The organism is Stenotrophomonas sp. STEN046, from assembly GCF_056759755.1.
On sequence record NZ_JBRRDR010000008.1, the window covers coordinates 71,069 to 90,316 of the forward strand.

Here is a 19,248-nt window from a genome sequence, read left to right on the forward strand (position 1 = left end):
ACACCCCTTCCACATAGCGGTACCCGAACGCCGGCCCTGTGCCGGCGTTCTTCGTTGGGAAAGAGGGGAAGGAGGGGATCGAATCGCAGTTCCCCCACCGGCCGTCTACGGCTTGATCCCCTGCGTTCCGTTTGTTGCGAGCAGGCGCCAGATGGCGAGGCCGCCGTAGAGCAGCAGCAGGACGCTGAGAGTGATCAGTTCGTGGCTGACTTCGACCAGGCGGGCGTCCATCTGGTTCAGGCGCACCATCAGATTGATGCCCGATGTGGTGGGTAGCAGCTGCGCCAGCCATACCAGTGGGCGTGGGGTCATCATTGCAGGCCAGGACAGGCTGGCCAGGAAGAACAGCGGAATGGAGGTGGCGATGATGTACTGGAAAGCGCGTTCGCGGGTGCGGAAGAAGCTGCCGACGAACAGGCCGAAAGCCACGGTCGCGGCGATGAACAAGGTGCCGCCCAGCAGCTGGCCCAGCGGATTGCCGCCGCGCGGATAGTCCTGCACCCACGCCGTGAAGCCGGCATACCAGAACAGGCCGAACAGGCCGATCAGGCCAAAGCCCAGGCCCATGCCGGCCAGCGTGGGCAGGTCGAAGCGCAGGCGTCGGCCGAGCTGCAGACGGCGCCCGCCCAGCAGCACGCCGATGCCCATCAGCAGGGTCTGATGCACGATCAGTTCGGCTACGCCGGGCACGATGGCGCTGCCATAGCCTTCCTGCGTGTTGTACAGCGGCCGTTGCACGAGCGTGACCGGCGGTGCCTGTGGCGCGCCCATGAAGGCGGCCTGGGTGATGGCCGCATCGCGACCGAACGCGCCCAGCGCATCAGCCACACTGCCCAGCACCCAGCTGGCGCGGCCGAGATAGGCGCCGTTGCCGAGCAGCACCAGCTTGGCCGGATGGCCGCGCAGGATGTCGCGCTCCAGATTGCGGGGGATCAGCACGATGCCCTCGGCGCGCCCGGCTTCCAGCTGCACGCGCGCCGCCTGCAGATCGGCCGGCTGCCCGACCACATGCGCCACGCGCAGTGAATCCAGTTTGCGCAGCAGTTCTCGGCTGGTGGCGCTGTGGTCTTCATCGACCACCAGCACGGGCAGGTTGCCGGCCACCTGATGGCGATAGGCGGCCGGGTAGAAGAACGAGTACAGGATCACCGCGCCGACCATCACCACGATCGCGTAGCGGTCGCACAATACGGCCAGCAGTGTCTGCCGCAGGCTGCGCCAGATCGCGCTCATGCGCCGGCTCCGGCCGGCTGCGCGGCCTGTGGCGTGCGCGCGAAGGTCAGCAGGCGCCAGCCACCGATGCCACCGGCAACCACGATCATCAGCAGCAGCGTCGCCAGCGGCCACAGCGAGACCAGCAACGGCGAGCCGATGAACTGCTGCTGCGTCTGCAGCTTGATGTAGGCGCTGAGCGGCAGCAGCAGGTGCCAGACGCGGGTGAACAGCGGCGCATCGATGACCGGGAAGGTGGCGCTGGAGAAGGCCAGGGCAGTGCCGATGCTCAGGCCCACCGCGGACAACGCGGTGCCCATGTCACGGGTAATGCCGACAAAGAACAGTGCGTAGGCCGCGGTGGCGAGGTAGAACAGGGGTTGCGCGAGCAGCAGCAGGAGCAGGCTGCCGGCGATGCCGTCGCCACGCAGCCAGGCAAGGTAGGCCACACCCAGCGCGCCATACAGCGAAAACAGCGCGACGTAGGGCAGCAGCTTGCCGGCAATGGCCGACCATGGCGCGTGGCCGAGCCAGGCCGGCAGCGTGCCATCGCGGATCTCGCGGCCAAGGCTTCCGGCCACCGCCAGCGCCAGCACCAGCGACAGCACCGCCGGGAAGATCAGCGGCAGCAGGAACAGTTCGTAGCTGCGCGCCGGATTGAACAGGATGTCCGACTGCACCGCGATGGGCGCGGCACGCAGCTTGCCCGGCCCGACCTGCAGGCCGATGCGCTCGCGCAGCAGCCGCGCATTCCACGCGGCGACGGCATCGCCGATGTCACGCGCGGCGGACTGCCCGGTGGTCATGTAGGTGGCGTTGTAATAGGCGAACACGGTGCCCTGGCGGCCACGCAGCGCCTGACGGGTGACATCGCGTGGCACCAGCACCACGGCAAAGACGTCCAGCCGGCGCAGCTGTGCATGCGCCTGTTCCATATCCACCGGCTGGCTGGCGATGCGTACACCGGGGCTGGCATCGAGCATGCGCAGCAGCAGGCGACTGTCGCTGCTGTGATCAAGATCGACCACGGCGATCGGCACATCGCGCATCACCGAGGCGGAGAACATCCACGCCATCATCCCCAGCATCAACAGCGGCAGCAGGGTTACCAGCGCCAGATCGGCACGGTTGTTGCGCAACGTACGCAGCTCGCGCCGCCAGGAGCCGCTGAACCCGCCGTTGCCGGTATTCAGTGCTGCGGCCATGCGAACAGCACGCTCATGCCGGGGCGGAAGCCCTCGATGCGGCGCACCGGGCGCACCCGCACTTCGAAGCTGCGCACGTCATAGCCGGAAGACTGGCGGGTAGTGCGCCAGGTGGCGTAGTCGCCGGCGGGATTGATGAAGTAGACCTCGAAGTCGTCGTCCTTGCCGAGCGCCGGCACGCTGCCGCGCAGCCGGCTGCCGACCTTCAGCCCCTGCATCTGCGATTCGCGCAGGTTCATCGATACCCACATGCGGTCGATGTCCACCAGGGTGAACACCGGGTAGCCGGCCGGCACCAGTTCACCGGGATCGGCCATGCGCTTGTTGATTTCGCCAGCCACCGGCGCGCGTCCTTCCACTTCCACGCGTGCGGCATTCACCTCTGCCACTGCGCCCTGGGCCTGCTGCACCTGCCCCTGCGCGGCCCGCTTGTCCTGCTCGCGGGCACCGGTCAATGCCATGTCGTACTGCGCGCGGGCGGCGCGGGCCAGCTCGCGTGAGCTGGTGGCCTGGGCCGCGGCTTCGTCGCGCTTCTGCCGGGTCATCACGCCTTCGTTGAACAGGTTCTGCACGCGCCGGTAGGTGGCTTCGGCCAGGGTGGCGCCGGCCTCGGCGCGCTTCCAGTTTGCTTCGGCAGCGCGGATATCTTCGCTGCGCGCACCGGCATCGGCCTTGTCGGCCACGGCCTGCGCAGCAGCCAGGGCGCCGTGCGCCTGCTGTTCCTTGGCTGCCACTTCCGGGCTGTCGAGCAGGAACAGTACCTGCCCGGCCTGTACGCGATCGCCCTCGCGCACTTTCAGCTCGGCCACGCGCGCGGTGATCTTGGCGGCCACGTTGAGGGTGTCCGCATCGGCCATGCCCTGGATCTGGTCGGCGGGGCTGCGCCAGGCCAGCCACAGGCCGACCACCACCGCCACCAGCAGCACCACGACCAGGATCGGCCCCAGACGACGCTTGCCCGCTGGCGTCGACGCTTCGTCGTGCAATACATCACTCATGATCGATCACCTCGTCTGCACGCCGCCGATATTCTTCGAAGCGGTCCATCTGTCCACTCACCTCAAGCAACTGTGCCAGGGCGACATCGTATTGGTAGGCGGCCTGCGCACGTTCGACACGGGCGCCACCGAGGCCGAGCCGCGCATCGATCACATCCAGCGAGGTGGCCTGGCCTTCGCGGAAGGCCAGCTCCTGCAGGCGCAGGTTCTCGTCTGCCTGGGCGATGCTGCTGTCGAGCAGCACGAACTGCTGCCGCGCGGTTTCCAGTTCGTTCCAGGCCTTGCGCACGCCCAGCGCGACCTGGTTCTCGGCCTCGCGCAGTCCGGCTTCGGCCTGTTCCTGCTGCGCGCGTGCGGCGGCGATCTGCGCTGGCCGCGAGTTGGGCGACAGGAAGGTGTACTTCAGGCCGATGCCGAATGCCCAGTCCGGGTCGGTCAGCATTTCATCACGGCGCCGGAAGTCGTACTGGCCGAACAGGAATATCGTGGGCTTGAGCTTGGCCTGTTGCACACGCACGCCCTGTTCGGCCTGGGCGACGATGGCCCGCAGCCGGGCGATCTGTGGCTGCCTTGCCTGTGCGGTGCGCTCGAAGCTGGTGACCGGTTCCAGCGGGGTGCGCTGCACGAACAGCGGCGACAACGGCTGCACGTCACCGCCACTGCGCAGCAGGGTGGCCAGTGCCGCCTTCAGGGTGGCCAGATCATTGAGTGTCTTCTGGTGCTCGCGCTCGGCCTTGTCGCGGGCCACGGTGGCCTGCAGGCGCTGGGCACGGGTCGCGAAGCCTTCGCGTTCCAGCTTTTCCGCATCGGACAGATGGCGGTTGAGGCCATCGCGCACGTCGCGGCGAACGACCACTGCCTGTTCGGCCAGGCGCTGGCCGAAATAGGCCTGGGCCAGCTGCACGGTCAACGACTGTCGTTGCGCCTCGCGCTCGGCGCTGGCCTGTTCGCTGGCGGCACCGGCAGCACGCTGCGCCGCCGGAATGAGGCCGCCGGTGTACAGCGGCAGCACCGCGGTCACCACCGGTCGCGTGCGCCAATCGCGTTCGGTGAATGACAGCGGCGAGTCGATGCCATAGGCCTCGGCCACCGGCGCCAACGAGCCCAGCGGCAGGGTCAGGGTCTTCTGGAACTGCAGGCGGCGCACTTCACCGGTGATCTCCGGCAGGCGCAGCAGGCGCGTGGCTTCCTGCAGTTCTTCCTTGTTGCGCACGCCGGCATCGGCGGCGGCCAGCGCATCGGACACCTGTTCCAGTCGCTGCCGTGCCTGCTCCCATTCCAGCGCGGGCGGCGTGCTGGTCTGTGCGCCTGCGGCCAGCGGCAGGCCGGCCAGCAGGGCCAGTCCGGCAGCGCCGAGCACGCGGTGCATCCTTGTCCGTGGGCAGCTCACGCGCATGCCGTTCCTGTAGTGAAGAAGTGGGCAAACGGTAGTGGTCTGCGCGTGAAGCCCGGGTCTGCGGTCATCGTGTCGTTCTCAACGTAGGGTGCCGCTGGCCGCAGTGCGCAGCGCCTGGGTGATGTGCTGCAGCGTGCTTGAGCGCACGGCGGCATGCTGCCAGTACAACGGCACATCGAGCCAGCGGCGGGGTTCCAGTACCACCACGCGGCCGGCACGCACGGCGGGCGCGACCAGGGTTTCCGGGGCCATGCCCCAGCCGAGTCCGCACGCGGCGGCTTCGACGAAACCAGTGGAGGAGGGCAGATAGTGTAGCGGCGGCTGCAGGCGCGCGCGGGTCAGGCGTCGCATGAAGCGCCATTGCAGTTCATCCTTGCGGTTGAACACCAGCATCGGTGCGCGCGCCAGCGCCGCAGCCTGCATGCCGTCGCTGAAGTACCGGTGGGCGAAGCCCGGCGAGGCAATGGCGTGGTAGCGCATCGCGCCGAGCGGGTGCACGTTGCAGCCCTTCAACGGCCGGCTTTCGGCGGTGACCGCACCAAGCACACTGCCATCGCGCAGCAGCTGCAGCGTGTGGTCCTGATCATCCATGCGCAGGTCGAACAGGTAGCCATGGCGCTGGTGCAGTTCGGCGATGGCCGGCACGAACCAGGTATCGAGCGAATCGTCGTTGACCGCCAGCGGGATCGGCGTGCGCGCGGCGTCGCTGCCGCGCTCGGGCAGCAGCTCGGCCAGCGCCTCGGCCTCCAATGCCTGCATCGGCCGTACCCGGCGCAGCAGTGCTTCACCTGCGGCGGTGGGCCGGCACGGTGCCTGACGGACGACCAGCACCTGGCCGAGCCGGTCCTCCAGCGCCTTGATCCGTTGCGACAGGGCCGACGGGCTGATCGACAGGCGGCGTGCCGCAGCCTCGAAGCTGCCTTCTTCCAGCACCGCAGCGAAGGCGGCCAGTTGCGGATGTACCAGGTCCACGCGGAGCCTCTTCAGTTTTTCTGCACAGGATAAAGAAAAAGCAGATTGTCTTAACAGGACCGTTGGCCGCACCCTGCGCGTCCCTTCACTGCCTGGCTCGTCCCTGATGTGGATTGCCGCTACCGCCGCCGGTCTGTTCGCAGGTGCCGGCCTGATCATCGCCATCGGTGCGCAGAACGCCTTCGTACTGCGCCAGGGCCTGCAGCAGCGTCATGTGGGAACGGTCGTACTGGCCTGCGCCGGCGCGGATATCGTGCTGATCCTGGCCGGGGTGGGTGGCATGGGCGCGCTGGTGCTGCAGTGGCCGCTGCTGCTGCAGGTGCTGCGCTTCGGTGGCGCGGCATTCCTGCTCTGGTACGGCCTGCAGGCGGGGCTGCGCGCGTGGCAGGGTGGCAGTGCACTGGCCGCCGCTGAGACGCAGGGCGGCAGTGGACGAGAGGTGTTGCTGACCTGCCTTGCCTTCACCCTGCTCAATCCGCACGTGTACCTGGACACGGTGGTGCTGCTCGGCGGCCTGTCCACGCGCTACCCCGGCGATCTGCGCTGGGCCTTCGCCGCCGGTGCCTGTGTTGCCAGCGTGGCGTGGTTCTGCACGTTGGGCTATGGCGCGCGCCTGCTGCAGCCGCTGTTCCGCAATCCGTCTGCCTGGCGGGTGCTCGATGCCAGCGTGGCGATCTTCATGTTCTGCCTGGCGACGCTGTTGCTGCTGCGCCCGCTCTAGGCTGCATCCACCGCGCACAGCGGCGTTTCGTCCGGTCGCAGGGTCAGCACCCGTACGCCGTTGCCGGTTACCGCCACCGTGTGTTCGAACTGCGCCGACAGCTTGCCGTCGCGGGTGTATACCGGCCATTGGTCCGGTTGCTGGCGGATGGCCGGCTTGCCCTGGTTGAGCATCGGTTCGATGGTGAACACCATGCCTTCCTCCAGCGCCATGCCGGTGCCGGGATGGCCGTAGTGCAGGATCTGCGGCTCCTCGTGCATTTCCTGGCCGATGCCGTGGCCACAGTACTCCTTCACCACGCTGTAGCCATGGCTGCGCGCGTGGCGGGCAATGGCATGGCCGATGTCGCCCAGGCGAGCACCAGGACGTACGGCGGCGATGCCTTTCCACATCGCCTGGTAGGCCACCTGCACCAGCTTGCGTGCGGGGTAATCCACCTCACCCACCAGGTAGGTGGTGCTGGAGTCGGCGATGTAGCCGTTCTTTTCCAGAGTGATGTCGAGGTTGACGATCTGGCCATTGCGCAGCACGTCGCTGGTGCTGGGCACGCCATGGCAGATCACGTTGTCGATCGAGGTGTTGAGCACGTACGGGAAGCCGTACTGGCCCTTGCTGGCCGGCCGCGCCTGCAGCTCATCAACGATCATGCGTTCGACGAAGTCGTTGATCTCCATCGTGCTGCGGCCCTGCAGCGGCAGCTGGTCGAGTGCGGCGAACACCTGCGCCAGCAGGCGACCCGATTCAGCCATCAGCGCGATCTCGTCGGGGCGCTTGATCATGGTCATGTCAGGCCCGCCCGGCAGCCAGCGCCTGTGGCTGCACACCGGCCGCGCGCAGTTCGCTGGCGACGATGTCCTGGAAGCTCAGCGTGGGGTTCATCTCGCACAGCATGCCGACCCGGATCCAGAAGGTGGCCTGGGCGTTGATCGAGCGGCTGGAGACGGTGCAGGCACGACGCAGCTGGTCGTGCAGGATGTCATCGATGTTGACGATGCCCATGGGCAGTCCTGAAGCGGGGTATATACGAATCGTATACGTTTCGTATATTCAGCTCAAGCCAGGTGGCTTCAGCTGGCGTGGGTGGCGAAGCGCAGGTGGTTGCCGTCCGGATCGCGCAACAGCATCTCGCGGCTGCCCCAGTCGGTGTCATGCGGCGGTTGCTCGATCGGCACGTTGGCGGCACTGAAGGCGCGGTGCAGGGCATCGACGTCTTCGACGATGAAGTACACCGCACCGCCGACTTCGCAGTCGCCGCTGTGTTCGGTGAGAAAGATCGTCTGGCCATCGCGGGTGAGCTGCGCGAACAGCGGGAAGCCGGGTTCGAAGCGGTGTTCCCAGTCGACCACGAAGCCGAGCCCCTGCACGTAGAACGGCAGCGTGGTATCGGCGTGGCGCATGCGCAGCTGCGGGATGACGGTCTGGGGCATGGTGGCGGCTCCTTGGGCGGGAAACCAGTGTAGTGCCGGCCGCTGGCCGGCATCCTGATGAGCCTGGCAACGATGAAGTTGCCGGCCAGCGGCCCGGCACTACCGACTCTGCCTGGGTCTGGTAGTTGCCAACCTAGGTTGGCATTGCCGGCCAGCGGCCGGCACTACCGAAGCCATCTCGGCCAGCGGCCGACACCATCGAAGCGGTCAACAGGCCGTGGGCACGGCGGCCATCGCCGCCAGCAGCTCGCGGTTCACCTGCTGGTGCCGGGCCTGCCACAGCGGGAGATCATCGGCGCTGACGTCGGGCTGGCCATCCAGCGACGACAGCCAGCGCTTGAAGCGGCTCTGGTAGTTGGCCAGCGACACTTCGCCGGTGATGTCACTGCCGGCCAGGCCGCCGGCGCGCAGCGCCTCGATCACCACCAGCGCGTGTTCCAGCTGGAAGCAGCCCTGGTCCCAGTTGCTGCGGGCCACGTCCTCGGCGAATACATCCTTGTCGATCGAGAGGTAGGTCGGCTGTGGCGACCTGGCCTGCTCGGCGGCGAATGTGGCCACCATGGCCTCGGGATGATCGAAGCGGCGGAAGGCACGGCCCATGCCGAGGCGATGGCCCCAGCTGACGTCCACGTCCGTGCACCAGTACGTCAGGCGGCCCCTCATCAGCGGCCGCCAGTGATTCTCCCAGGCATGGCCGAGGCCGATGTCGCTGGAGGTGATCCCGAGTACATGGATGTGCGAGATCTGCGGCAGCCTGCTGGCGGCGTTCACCCACGAGCCGCAATGCATGCCGAAAGGGAACCGCATGTTGTCCGGATGGTTGTCCAGCACCACCAGCTGGAAGGGCGCGTGGCTGCGCATGCGCTGCAGGAGTGCCAGGCTGAGATGGTGGAAGTCGCCGCTGCCGAGCATGACCGTGCCGAGCTGCGCTGGCAGTGGCGACAGTACGTCTGCTGCGAAGCGCGCCAGCGTGGTGCTGCGGCAGGCAAAGCGCAACGGGTCATGCCACTGGTGCAGCTCGAGCGTGCGCGCCTGCGGCAACGGCAGTACGCCGCTATCAAGGTCGAGGATCAGGGGCGGCCGGACCGGCATCATTCAGCCACCTCCATCCGGTTCGCCCTGCAGATGCGGGGCCAGCCTGCGCAGGGCGGCACGCAGCAGTGGGGAACGGGCGTGGATCGCATGCCGGGTGGAGGTGAAGCGGGCGCCCAGCTCGGCCTTGATGCGCGAATCGGTCCAGCCGGCGACATAGTGACTGAGCCCATGCTGCAACGCGTACTCCAGGTTGTGCATCCAGCTGACCGAGTACAGGTTGTGGTCGCGCGATTGCGGATAGGACAGGCCGATGTATTTGTCCACCAGCTTGCCGGCGTGCACGTAGCACAGGTTCCAGCCGATCAGCCGGCCCTTGTGGCGGTACAGGAATATCCGCCCCTGGCCCTGGCTGTCGGCCAGAAGGTGCCGGAAGTAGGGCAGGCCGAGCTGGTCGAAGTGAACTGCGCTCTGCGCGTACACGCCCAGATAGAGCGCATGCAGTTCAGCCTGCAGCTGCGGGTCGGCCAGTGCCGGATCGCCGGTGGCGATGCACTCGATCTGCAGGTCGTTACGCGAACGCAGCTTGCGCCGGATGTTCTTGCGGCGCGAGGACGACAGGCGCCCGAGATAGCCATCCAGCGAATCGAAATCGATTGCCACCCAAGCCAGCGGCATGCCTTCCAGCTCGACGAAGCCGCGTGCCAGCAAGGCCTGCAGGAAAGCCCCGCTGTGCGCATTGGCGGCATCATCAAGCAGCGGCGAATCGATGGCCAGGTCCTTGACCACCAGCAGGCGGGAATCCGCGCTGGCGTGACGCATCACATCGTCGGCCAGCGCCGACGGTGCGACATGCGCCGGCAGCGGCGTGTACTCGGTGCTGGTGGCGCCGATGAAACGCGTCTGCCAGGTCAGCCACGGCCACCACAGGCGCGACAGCGGCAGGCCAAGAAGCCTGCCGCGCAGTGTGTCGTCCATCGTGGTGGTCAGATCCAGCGGCGCGCGGAACGTCGGCAGGCCGCTGGGCAGCCGCCCGGCATCGAATCCGACCGGGGGATGGGCAAGGAAGCCCTCCAGCAGCGCGGCCGGTTCCAGCGCAGTGCTGGACGCACGTGGGTTCATGTCCATCAGGGGCACGGGAACCGGCAGCGCATGCGAACTCAGCCCTTGGCCTTGTTCAACAGCTGGTCCAGCAGGGTGATTGCCAGATCGATCTCGGCGTAGGTGATGTCCAGCGACGGCGCAAAGGTGATCACGTTCTTGTACCAACCGCCCACATCCAGCACCAGGCCCATGCGCTTGCCGTCGTGCAGCAGGTCGCCGGCCAGGCCGATGTCGACCATGCGATCGAGCAGCTCACGGTTGGGGGTGAAGCCGTCGGCGGCGCAGATTTCCGCACGCAGTGCCAGGCCCAGGCCATCCACATCACCGATTTCCGGATGGCGCTTCTGCAGGCCACGCAATCCATCGAGGAAGTAGGCGCCCTTTTCCGGCACGGTACGCTCGTAATCCATTTCCTTGCCCAGCTTCAGCACTTCCAGGCCCAGGCGGGTGCCGAGCGGGTTGGAATTGAACGTGGAGTGGGTCGAGCCCGGCGGGAATACGGTCGGGTTGATCAGCTCTTCGCGCGCCCACAGGCCCGAAAGCGGATTCAGGCCGTTGGTCAGCGCCTTGCCGAACACCAGCACGTCGGGGGTGACATCGAAATGCTCGATCGCCCACAGCTTGCCGGTACGCCAGAAGCCCATCTGGATCTCATCGACCACCATCAGGATGCCGTACTTGTCCAGCACGCGCTTGAGGCCCTTGAAGAAGTTGCGCGGCGGGATGACATAGCCACCGGTGCCCTGGATCGGCTCGACATAGAACGCGGCGTACTCGGCCTGGCCGACCTTGGGATCCCACACGCCGTTGTACTCGCTTTCGAACAGGCGCTCGAACTGGTGCACGCAGTGGTCGGAGTATTCGTCCGGGGTCATGCCCTTGGGGCGGCGGAACGGATACGGGAACGGGATGAACATCGCGCGTTCGCCGAAGTGGCCGTAGCGGCGGCGGTAGCGGTAGCTGGAGGTGATCGACGACGCGCCCAGGGTGCGACCGTGGTAACCCCCTTCAAAGGCGAACATCAGGCTCTTGCCGTTGCGCGCGTTGCGGACGATCTTCAGCGAATCTTCCACCGCCTGCGCGCCACCCACGTTGAAATGCACGCGGCCATCGAGGCCGAATTTTTCGTGCATGTCGACGGCAATCGTCTTGGCCAGCTGCACGCGCGTAGGGTGCAGGTACTGGCTGGCGACCTGTGGCAGGGTATCGATCTGGTCCTTCAGCGCATTGTTCAGGCGCTGGTTGGCGTAGCCGAAGTTGCACGCCGAGTACCACATCTGCAGATCCAGATACGGAGTGCCGGCGGCATCGAACATGTAGCTGCCTTCGCAGCGCTGGAAGATCTTCGGCGGATCGACGTAGTGCACGGTGTCGCCGTAGGAACTGTAGCGGGCTTCGTCTGCCAGCAGCTGCGCATCGGTGATGGCGGCATCGGCGTTCTTGTCAAAAATATTCATCGGTTCGGTTCCGGGCAGGGCATTGGAAGGAAGCAACGGGCGGAGCGATCAGGCGGTAGCGAGCAACCGCGGGAGTGAGGGCTGGAGCAGGCTGCCGTCGAGCAGGCGCGGCAGCAGCGCGGTGGCATCGTGGAAGGTGTCGATGGCCGCATGCGGGATGCCGGCATGCGTGCAATGGGTGATCAAACGACGCTTGGCAAACACGAAATCTGCGCGTTCGGACACACAGAAATCCGAAGCGCCATCGCCGATCATCAGCACGCGTGGGGCATGGTCGGCGCGCGCCTGCGCCGCGCAGGTGCATTTGCAGGTGCCGCTGCGGCAGCCTTCGGCCTGGAACGGCGACTCCAGTTGCCAGTGGCCATCACGCCAGCGCAGGTGGTTGGCCACCACCGGCAGCGGCGGCAGGCCATGGTTGGCGAGGATGCGGTGGATCGCATGGTCCAGGCCGTCGCTGACGATGCGCAGTGGCAGTCCCAGTGATTGCGCGCGCCTGACGAAACCGGCGAAACCCGGATCGATCCCGACCTGGTCGAGGTGTGCATCGAGCGTGGCCGGATCCAGCTTCAGCAGGCGGACCTGCCCCTGCATGCATTCGCGCGAGCCGATCTGGCCCGAACGCCACTGCTCCTCCAGTTCCTGCCAACCGGGCTGGCCGAATTTCTCAAGCAGTGAATCGATGACGTCTTCGAGGCTGATGGTGCCGTCGAAGTCACACAGGATGCTCCATTGCATGGGCAGGTCCTTCGATGGAAAGAGGCGATGGCACAAGGCCGGCGACGGGGCCAATGTAGGCAGGCGTTCTTTCTCGTTCCTTTCCGCCTGAAAGCCCGGGCGGAGACGCTCGGGAAGTGTTCAGCCAGCGGCCGCGGGGCAGGCGCTGCCGGGCTTCGGTCACTACTGGCCAGCCAGTACCTTCACGATCTCGCGCGTGTCTTCGTGGGTCAGCCAGGGGCTGTTGCCCACGGTCAGGGTGCGGGCGGCGAAGTCGCGGGCATTGGGCACGTCTGCTTCCGGCACCACCCCGCGCAGGTAGGCGTAGTCGGGCAGGGCACGAATGAACATGCGACTGACACCCAGGCCGCGCTGCCACAGCGACGACAGTGCTGCATCACGTGCATGTTCGCTGGGCAGCAGCAGCATCAGCATCGGCCAGGTGCCGCTGGTGCCGGGCATGCCGTCCACCACCTCCACCGCAGGCAGCGGTTCCAGCTGTACACGCAGCTGCAGTGCACGCAGCCGCGCCGCCTGCAGGAAGGCCGGCAGGCGCTGTGCGGCGTGCGCGCCCACGTTCTGCCGCCAGCGGCTGACGCGATGCTGGGGAACCTGCAACGGGAACACGTCACCTACCGCCTGTTCGGGGTCGCCACGCTGCAGTGCGCGGCGCAGCGGGTTGCCATAGGCCAGCGGCAGCAGCGAAGGGCGATAGCAGGCCGCAAGGCCCAACAGCTGGATGCAGCGGGCCAGCTCCCAGCGCAGGCTGAAGGGCGTGTGTGCTTCGGCATGCGCGATCATCGCCGCGCGCAGTTCTTCGTCACGGGTCAGCAGCAGGCCGCCTTCATGCAGGCTCAGGCCCTTGCCGGCGGCCAGGCTGAAGAACCCGATGTCGCCGCGCAGGCCGACGCTGTTGCCGGCGACGCGCGCACCCAATGCCTGCGCTGCATCCTCGATCACCCAGGCGCCGACGCGGTGCGCGATCGCGCAGGCGCGATCGACATCGGCGATGCGCCCGCCCAGGTGCGTGGGCACGATCGCCAGGGTGCGCGCATCAGCGGCGTCGCGCAGCGCTGCCGGGTCGAAATCGAAATGGTCGCGGCGGGTATCACACAGTTGCACGCGCATGCCGAGGCTGTGCACGGCAATCGGCACCAGCGGACAGGTATAGGCCGGCAGGATCACCGTGTCGCGCTGCGGCGCACGCCGGCGCAGGGTACGCAGGGCGATCATCAGCGCATGGGTGCCCGAGCAGGTCAGCTGCAGTGGCGGCGTACCCAGCTGCTCGGCCAGAATCGCGCACAGGTCACCGCCACCGGGCAGGAAATCGCCGGCCCGCAGCGGCAGGCCAGCGGTGGGGGGCAGCTCGCGCGGCATCGGTATCACCCGGTTGCTTCAACCGTGGCGTGTGGATCATCCGCCTCGGCACGGCCGAGACAGACGATGCCGGCCACGATCAGCACCGCACCGATGAGGTGATGCAGCGTCAACGGCTCGTGCAGCAGCCACGCTGACAGCAGCAGCACGCTGATGACTTCCAGGTGCGAGGCAGCGAACGCCGGGCCGATCGGCGCGTGGCGCAGCAGGCTCATCCAGGTGAAGAACGCGCCGACATAACCGAGCATGGCGCCGTACACCCAGGGCTGCGACAGCACGCGCAGCACCCACGCGGTACTGGCCTCGACCGGCAGCGCGGCATCACCGGCGAACTTGAAGCAGAGCTGGGCCAGGGTGTCGAAGGCCATCAGCAGCGGGAAGCCGATCAGGTACAGCCGCTTCATGTGCCTGCTCCAACCACGGCCACGCCGGCACTGACCAGCAGCATGCCGGTCACCCGCAGCGGCGTGAGGCGCTCGCGGAACAGCAGGCGGCCGGCGATCATCAGTGCAACGATGTTGATCGAGCCGAGCAGTACGCCCTTGGACAACGGCACCAGCGACAGGAAGGCGATCCAGGCGACGAATTCGAGCACGTAGCAGGCGATGCCCAGCCACAGCCACGGCCGCCTGGACATATGTTTCCAGCGCTGCAGGCCCTCGCCCGCGTTGGGGTCGCTGGCGGCCGCCTTGAAGGCCAGCTGGCCGCCGGTATCGAGCACCACGTTGACCAGCCACAGCAGGGTGGCAAGTGCCCCCATTTCAGGCCACCGCCTGCAGCACGTCCGCGCGTTGTTGGCTGATGTTGCTGAAAAAGCGCGCGCTGCGGCGGATCACCTCGCGTCGTTCGCGGTCGATGGTGATCATGTGGTAGCTGTCCTCCAGGACCACCAGTTCGGTGGGGCCGCTCACGCGTGACATCACCAGTTCGGCGTTGCCCATGCTGGCCACGTCGTCTTCGCGTGCATGCATCACCAGACAGGGGGCGCTGACCTGGTGCAGGTGGCGCCGTGTCCAGGTGCTGAGCGCGCGCATTTCCGCCAGTGCGTGCCATGGGTTGCCCGGCAGGCCGGCGGCGGCGCTGTCACCGGACAGCATCGCCGCACTGACCTGCGCGCGCAGGCGTTCGTCACGCAGGCCATAGGGAGGTTCTTCCATGAACATGCGATCGCGGCCGATGCCCAGGCGCTTGAACCACGGCAACAGGAACGAGAAGCGTGCGACCGCCGGAATGTTCCAGCCGTCATAGCGGAAGGTGGCGCCGTACACGCCAACCCCTGCCACCCAGTCGGGGCGGCGTGCGGCCAGCGCGAGGGCCAGTACCGCCCCCATCGACAGGCCGCCGACAAACAGCTGGTCGACCTTGCCGCGCAGGGTGGCTGCCGCATCCTCCACACCCTGGTACCACTGTTCCCAGCGGGTCTGCAGCAGGTCCTCGACGCTGCCGCAGTGGCCGGGCAGCTGCACGCCGTGCACGGTGAAACCGGCGGCGTTCAGGCCCTTGCCCAGCATGCGCATCTCGGCCGGCGTGCCGGTCAGGCCGTGAATCAGCAGGACGCCCTGCGGGCCACCGGGAAGGAAGAATTCATGGGATGCAGGCACCAGTGGGCTCCAGCGCGGCGGTCGGGAAGGTCAGCATCGCAAGCGCGATTTTCGGCAACCTTTCAACCACCGGTCCGGATCAAGGGCCCTTCAGCAACGGTATGGTGATGGTCACCTTCAGGCCACCGCCGGGCCGGTTGAGGTAACCCAGGCGGCCGCCCAGGTGCTCGACCGCCTCGTGGGCGATGGCCAGGCCCAGGCCGGTGCCGCTGGCGGCCGTGCCGGGGGCGCGGAAGAAGCGCTCGCCCAGGCGCGACATCACGTCTTCGGGCACGCCCGGTCCGTTGTCTTCCACGAACAGCTCGATGTCGTTGTCATCCAGCGCCTGCACGCCCACCGTGACCGTTGCATCGGCCCCGGCATAGCGCAGGGCATTGTCGATCAGGTTGTCCAGCGCTTCGTGCAGCAAGGCACCGTTGCCCAGAATCCGCAGGGGCTGCTGCGGGCCCAGGTAGCCCAGGTCGATGCCATCGCGGATCGCTTCGGGCACGCGCATGCCTACCCACTGTGGCACCAGTTCCGATACGTCCAGGGCTTCGACCGTTTCCGGCACCGTCTGCGCACGGCTCAGCGCCAGCAGCTGGGTGCTGACGCGTGCCGTGCGCTGGTTCAGCCGGCGGATGTGCTGCAGCGCTTCACGCACCGTCTCCGGATCACCATGCGCCAGCGCCTGGTCCACGTGCAGGGCCATCCCTGCCAGCGGCGAACGCAGCTGGTGGGCGGCGTCGGCAATGAAGCGGTTCTGCAGGGTGATCATTTCCGCCTGCCGTGCGAACAGACCATCGATGGTGCTGATCAACGGCTGGATCTCCTCGGGCACGTCGGCATCGGAAATCGGCGCCAGCGCACCACGGCGCTGGGCCAGGCGCGAGGTCAGCGGGGTCAGGATGCGCAGGCCATGGGTCACGCCGAACCAGACCAGCGCGGCCATTCCCAGCGCCAGCATGGCCATCAGTGGAATGACGATCATCAGGATCTCGCGCGCGCGTTGGCGCCGGTCGGCCATGCTCTCGGCCACGGTCACCGCCAGCTGGTCCTGCGGGTCGTTCATCGCCTGCGTGCAGACCGTGGCCATGCGCACCTGCTGGCCGTTCAGTTCACCCTCGTACAGTGCCGGATGCAGTCCACTGCAATCCTGCGAAGGCGCATAGGCACTGAAATCGGCATTGCCGGCGATGGTGCCCAGGCGACTGCTGTCCACGTTGAAGTAGCGATGCCCATCGGGGTCATACTCGATGAGGAAACGCGCCTGCGGGGACAGATCGCTGCTGACCGGCATGGTGCCCAGCATCTGTGCGAACGACACGGTGTCGTCGGTCAGGTTGCGGTCGTGGATGCGGTTGGAATAATCCAGCGCCACGTAGTACGCCAGCAGCGTATTGAAGGTCAGCAGGCCCAGCATCGGCAGCGCCAGGAAGGCGAGCAGGCGCCTGCGCAGGCTGGGCGGTCCACTGATCACGTGCCGGCATCTTCCAGCATGTAACCCAGCCCGCGTACGGTGCGGATGCCCATGCCGCCCGGCTGCAGCTTGCGGCGCAGGCGGTGCAGGGCGATGTCCAGGCCGTTGTCGGTCAGGTCCTGGCCCCAGTCGCACAGGGCTTCCACCAGCTGCGCGCGGGAGACGATGCGCTCGGCGCGTACCGCCAGCGCCGACAGCAGGCCGAACTCGCGAGCGGTCAGTTCCAGGGTCTGCTCGTCGATCCACACCCGGTGGCCGGCCAGATCCAGGCGCAGGCGCCCGATGCGCAGGTCCGGGTTGCCGTTGCTGGTGACCCGGCGCAGCTGCGCACGCACACGCGCTTCGAATTCGTCCAGTGCGAAGGGCTTTACCAGATAGTCGTCGGCGCCAAGATCCAGCACACGCACGCGCTCGGCCAGGCCGTCGCGCGCGGTCACCACCAGTACTGCCAGGCCATCGCCGCGCTGGCGCAGGCGTTGCAGCACGTCGCGGCCATCGAGCTGTGGCAGGCCCAGGTCCAGCACCAGCAGCGCGTACTGGGTCGAATTCAGCGCGGCGTCGGCATGGGCGCCGTTGTCCACGTGGTCGACCACGTGACCCTGCCGGCGCAACGATGCGCACAGGCCGGAGGCGATGTCCGGGTCATCTTCGGCGATGAGTACGCGCATGCGCGGGGCTCCTGGTAACGGTCGGGCCTCCGCGTGGACAGGGGCCTCTCGGATGCCGAGGGTAGCGGCAAAGCACCGGCAGGTGGTGCAGGCCCATCGTCGCAGTGTGCCGCCGCTGGCCGTTCGTTCATGCCCGGTCGGCCTGGCCGGCGGCACGGGCAGCGCTGCGATTGGGGGCAGTCCTATGGCTGCGGCGACCGGCAGGCGGGACGATCACTTTTCCCGAGTATTGTGAGTTCCCCCATGTCCGCCTTTCGAAACACCCTGATGGCGCTGCTGATCGCGGCGCTGCCGATGGCTGCCTCGGCCGCTCCCGCCGTGCTCGACGCCCCGGCCAGGCCGTCCCGCAGCGCCATGAGCGTGCATGTACTGAACCTGGAGACCGGGCTGCCTTCGGCCGGCATGCAGGTCACGCTGGAACGGAAGCAGGGTGAGGCCTGGACCCGCATCGCAGGCGGGAGCACCGATGCCGATGGTCGTATCGAAGCGCTGTACCCCGCCGACGCCGCGCTGGAGCATGCCGACTACCGGGTCCCTTCAACACCGGTGAGTGGTATGCCAGCAAGGGCGCGGCGGTGTTCTACCCGGTGGTCCAGGTCGTCGTCCGGGTCGATGGCAGCGTGCCGCATTACCATATCCCGGTGCTGCTCAGTACGTACGGTTATTCGACCTACCGCGGCAGCTGAGTTGTGCCCCGGTCTGCAGTCAGTCCTGCAGGCCGGGTTCGCCCTCGGCCAGCGGCACCCGCGATCCATCCAGCAGGCCGCGGCTGAGCATGCCGTTCTCGATGAACAGCAGTTCGCCGTTCTCGCCGTTCTTGATGCTGCTGTCGATGGCGATCACGCGGTCACCGTGGAAACGACTGACGTGCGGCATGGAGGTGTGCCCGACAACGATGCGCTTGAGCTGAAGGCGGTCGAGTACGGCCTGCACCCCAGCGGTATCCAGGCGCCCGTCGAAATAACCGCGGTACCAGATCGGGCTGGTCTTGCCGTCATACAGCGGCGCGGTGGCCGGGTCGGCTTTCACTTCGGCCTTGGCCGTTCCCAGCGAGGCCTGGTAGCGGGTATTGGTCTGTGCCGGGTGCAGGGCCATCTGCAGCGCCTCGGGCGCAACGCCACCATGCAGGAACAGGGTGTCGCCGATCTGCAGCAGCACCGGACGCGTGCGCAGCCATTGGCCGATCACCGAATCGGCGGCGTACAGCTGCGGATAGGTGCGGCCCAGCAGCTGCGCGCTGCGCAGGTATTTCGGGTTGACGTAGCGCAGGTCGTCATACAGCACCATGGTTTCGTGGTTGCCGAGCACGAAGTGCACCGCGCCACCGGCCGCGGCCGCCTGCTGCTGCAGGCCGTAGAGCAGCCAGAACGCTTCGGTTACCTGCGGGCCGCGGTCGAACACATCACCGGCGATGACCAGGGTGTCGCTGCCCAGTGCCCAGCGATCCTGCGCATCGATCACCTTGTTCGCACGCAGCAGGCGCACCAGCAGATCGTACTGGCCGTGGATGTCGGACAGCGCGACGATGCGCGGTACCGCCGGCAACACCGAGGCCGAAGCCGCTGCCTCGGGAAGGACGCGCACGCTGTGCCTGTAGCCGCAGCGTGCGCTGATGCGGGTGCCCGCAGCGCGGGCGGCCAACGTGCGCGTGTGCACGGTGTCATTGCAGATCCATCGGGCCTGCAGCCGGTCGCCCTCGCGGAACACGTAGGGCCCGTCTGCATCGACATGCTCGGCCGGCGCTGCAACCTCGCGCGCCTGTGCCCAGGGCATGGCAAGCAGCAGCGCCAGCGGCAGCAGCATCAGGGCAGGGCGGTGCAGGACGCGGTGCAGCATGGGAGTTCCTCGGCAGGCAATGAAAGGGCGGGCCCGCAGGCCCACCCGTTGATGCTACGCCGTTGCAGC

At 67.3% G+C, this 19,248-nt stretch carries 20 protein-coding genes and 1 pseudogene; 2 read left to right on the forward strand and 19 right to left on the reverse strand.

The genetic code is table 11. The annotated features are described in order from the left end of the window. Window positions 1-105: 105 nt before the first annotated feature. The 5 genes from ACVOLJ_RS06220 to ACVOLJ_RS06240 all read right to left on the reverse strand — a co-directional run bounded on the left by ACVOLJ_RS06220 (window position 106) and on the right by ACVOLJ_RS06240 (window position 5,783). A complete protein-coding gene (locus ACVOLJ_RS06220) occupies window positions 106-1,233 on the reverse strand; it encodes an ABC transporter permease (RefSeq protein ID WP_475277828.1) in 1,128 nt (375 codons plus the stop codon). Beyond that, window positions 1,230-2,417 carry an ABC transporter permease gene (locus ACVOLJ_RS06225; RefSeq protein WP_475277829.1) on the reverse strand — a complete coding sequence of 396 codons (1,188 nt, stop codon included), beginning with the start codon at window positions 2,415-2,417 and terminating at the stop codon, window positions 1,230-1,232. The genes ACVOLJ_RS06220 and ACVOLJ_RS06225 overlap by 4 nt, the downstream gene beginning before the upstream one ends. Next, entirely contained in the window at window positions 2,402-3,415 is a 1,014-nt protein-coding gene (locus tag ACVOLJ_RS06230; protein WP_475277830.1) for an HlyD family secretion protein, read from the reverse strand. Before ACVOLJ_RS06230 ends, ACVOLJ_RS06225 begins: the two co-directional genes overlap by 16 nt. Continuing rightward, the gene (locus tag ACVOLJ_RS06235) at window positions 3,408-4,811 is read right to left on the reverse strand and encodes a TolC family protein (RefSeq protein WP_475277831.1); all 1,404 of its coding nucleotides are present in this window, start codon (window positions 4,809-4,811) and stop codon (window positions 3,408-3,410) included. Before ACVOLJ_RS06235 ends, ACVOLJ_RS06230 begins: the two co-directional genes overlap by 8 nt. Window positions 4,812-4,889: 78 nt before the next feature. After that, window positions 4,890-5,783, reverse strand: coding sequence for a LysR family transcriptional regulator ArgP (locus ACVOLJ_RS06240; protein ID WP_475277833.1), 894 nt, complete (start codon window positions 5,781-5,783; stop codon window positions 4,890-4,892). A gap of 106 nt (window positions 5,784-5,889) precedes the next feature. On the opposite strand from ACVOLJ_RS06240, the gene ACVOLJ_RS06245 reads away from it, so the two are divergent. Next, complete coding sequence (locus ACVOLJ_RS06245; RefSeq protein WP_475277834.1) at window positions 5,890-6,504, forward strand: LysE/ArgO family amino acid transporter; 615 nt, start codon at window positions 5,890-5,892, stop codon at window positions 6,502-6,504. Here ACVOLJ_RS06245 and map read toward each other — a convergent pair. The 13 genes from map to ACVOLJ_RS06310 all read right to left on the reverse strand — a co-directional run bounded on the left by map (window position 6,501) and on the right by ACVOLJ_RS06310 (window position 17,343). Beyond that, window positions 6,501-7,283, reverse strand: a complete 783-nt coding sequence (gene map / locus ACVOLJ_RS06250; RefSeq protein ID WP_475277835.1) for a type I methionyl aminopeptidase — start codon at window positions 7,281-7,283, stop codon at window positions 6,501-6,503. The genes ACVOLJ_RS06245 and map overlap by 4 nt on opposite strands. A gap of 7 nt (window positions 7,284-7,290) precedes the next feature. After that, a complete protein-coding gene (locus ACVOLJ_RS06255) occupies window positions 7,291-7,503 on the reverse strand; it encodes a ParD-like family protein (protein WP_475277836.1) in 213 nt (70 codons plus the stop codon). Between the two features lie 68 nt (window positions 7,504-7,571). Further along, the gene (locus ACVOLJ_RS06260; protein WP_481563721.1) at window positions 7,572-7,931 is read right to left on the reverse strand and encodes a bleomycin resistance protein; all 360 of its coding nucleotides are present in this window, start codon (window positions 7,929-7,931) and stop codon (window positions 7,572-7,574) included. A gap of 207 nt (window positions 7,932-8,138) precedes the next feature. Next, window positions 8,139-9,023 carry a hypothetical protein gene (locus tag ACVOLJ_RS06265; RefSeq protein ID WP_475278178.1) on the reverse strand — a complete coding sequence of 295 codons (885 nt, stop codon included), beginning with the start codon at window positions 9,021-9,023 and terminating at the stop codon, window positions 8,139-8,141. Window positions 9,024-9,026: 3 nt separating this feature from the next. Then, a complete protein-coding gene (locus ACVOLJ_RS06270; protein ID WP_481563722.1) occupies window positions 9,027-10,091 on the reverse strand; it encodes a GNAT family N-acetyltransferase in 1,065 nt (354 codons plus the stop codon). A 32-nt stretch (window positions 10,092-10,123) separates the two neighbouring features. Further along, window positions 10,124-11,524 carry an aspartate aminotransferase family protein gene (locus tag ACVOLJ_RS06275; protein WP_481563723.1) on the reverse strand — a complete coding sequence of 467 codons (1,401 nt, stop codon included), beginning with the start codon at window positions 11,522-11,524 and terminating at the stop codon, window positions 10,124-10,126. A 48-nt stretch (window positions 11,525-11,572) separates the two neighbouring features. Then, window positions 11,573-12,259, reverse strand: coding sequence for an MtnX-like HAD-IB family phosphatase (locus tag ACVOLJ_RS06280; RefSeq protein WP_481563724.1), 687 nt, complete (start codon window positions 12,257-12,259; stop codon window positions 11,573-11,575). A gap of 162 nt (window positions 12,260-12,421) precedes the next feature. After that, window positions 12,422-13,615 (reverse strand): DegT/DnrJ/EryC1/StrS family aminotransferase, encoded by a 1,194-nt coding sequence (locus ACVOLJ_RS06285; RefSeq protein WP_481563725.1) that lies wholly within the window; start codon window positions 13,613-13,615, stop codon window positions 12,422-12,424. Window positions 13,616-13,620: 5 nt separating this feature from the next. Further along, window positions 13,621-14,019 carry a DMT family transporter gene (locus ACVOLJ_RS06290; protein ID WP_475277843.1) on the reverse strand — a complete coding sequence of 133 codons (399 nt, stop codon included), beginning with the start codon at window positions 14,017-14,019 and terminating at the stop codon, window positions 13,621-13,623. Continuing rightward, the gene (locus ACVOLJ_RS06295) at window positions 14,016-14,375 is read right to left on the reverse strand and encodes an EamA family transporter (RefSeq protein WP_475277844.1); all 360 of its coding nucleotides are present in this window, start codon (window positions 14,373-14,375) and stop codon (window positions 14,016-14,018) included. Before ACVOLJ_RS06295 ends, ACVOLJ_RS06290 begins: the two co-directional genes overlap by 4 nt. A gap of 1 nt (window position 14,376) precedes the next feature. Further along, entirely contained in the window at window positions 14,377-15,216 is an 840-nt protein-coding gene (locus ACVOLJ_RS06300; protein WP_481563726.1) for an alpha/beta hydrolase, read from the reverse strand. A gap of 79 nt (window positions 15,217-15,295) precedes the next feature. Then, window positions 15,296-16,675, reverse strand: coding sequence for a sensor histidine kinase (locus tag ACVOLJ_RS06305; RefSeq protein ID WP_475277846.1), 1,380 nt, complete (start codon window positions 16,673-16,675; stop codon window positions 15,296-15,298). After that, window positions 16,672-17,343, reverse strand: coding sequence for a response regulator (locus tag ACVOLJ_RS06310; protein WP_475277847.1), 672 nt, complete (start codon window positions 17,341-17,343; stop codon window positions 16,672-16,674). Before ACVOLJ_RS06310 ends, ACVOLJ_RS06305 begins: the two co-directional genes overlap by 4 nt. A 354-nt stretch (window positions 17,344-17,697) precedes the next feature. Between ACVOLJ_RS06310 and uraH the strand changes: the two are divergent. After that, window positions 17,698-18,029, forward strand: a pseudogene (gene uraH / locus ACVOLJ_RS06315) (hydroxyisourate hydrolase). 19 nt (window positions 18,030-18,048) lie between these two features. Here the strand turns inward: uraH and ACVOLJ_RS06320 are convergent. Then, entirely contained in the window at window positions 18,049-19,179 is a 1,131-nt protein-coding gene (locus ACVOLJ_RS06320) for a metallophosphoesterase (protein WP_481563727.1), read from the reverse strand. Window positions 19,180-19,248: the final 69 nt, after the last annotated feature.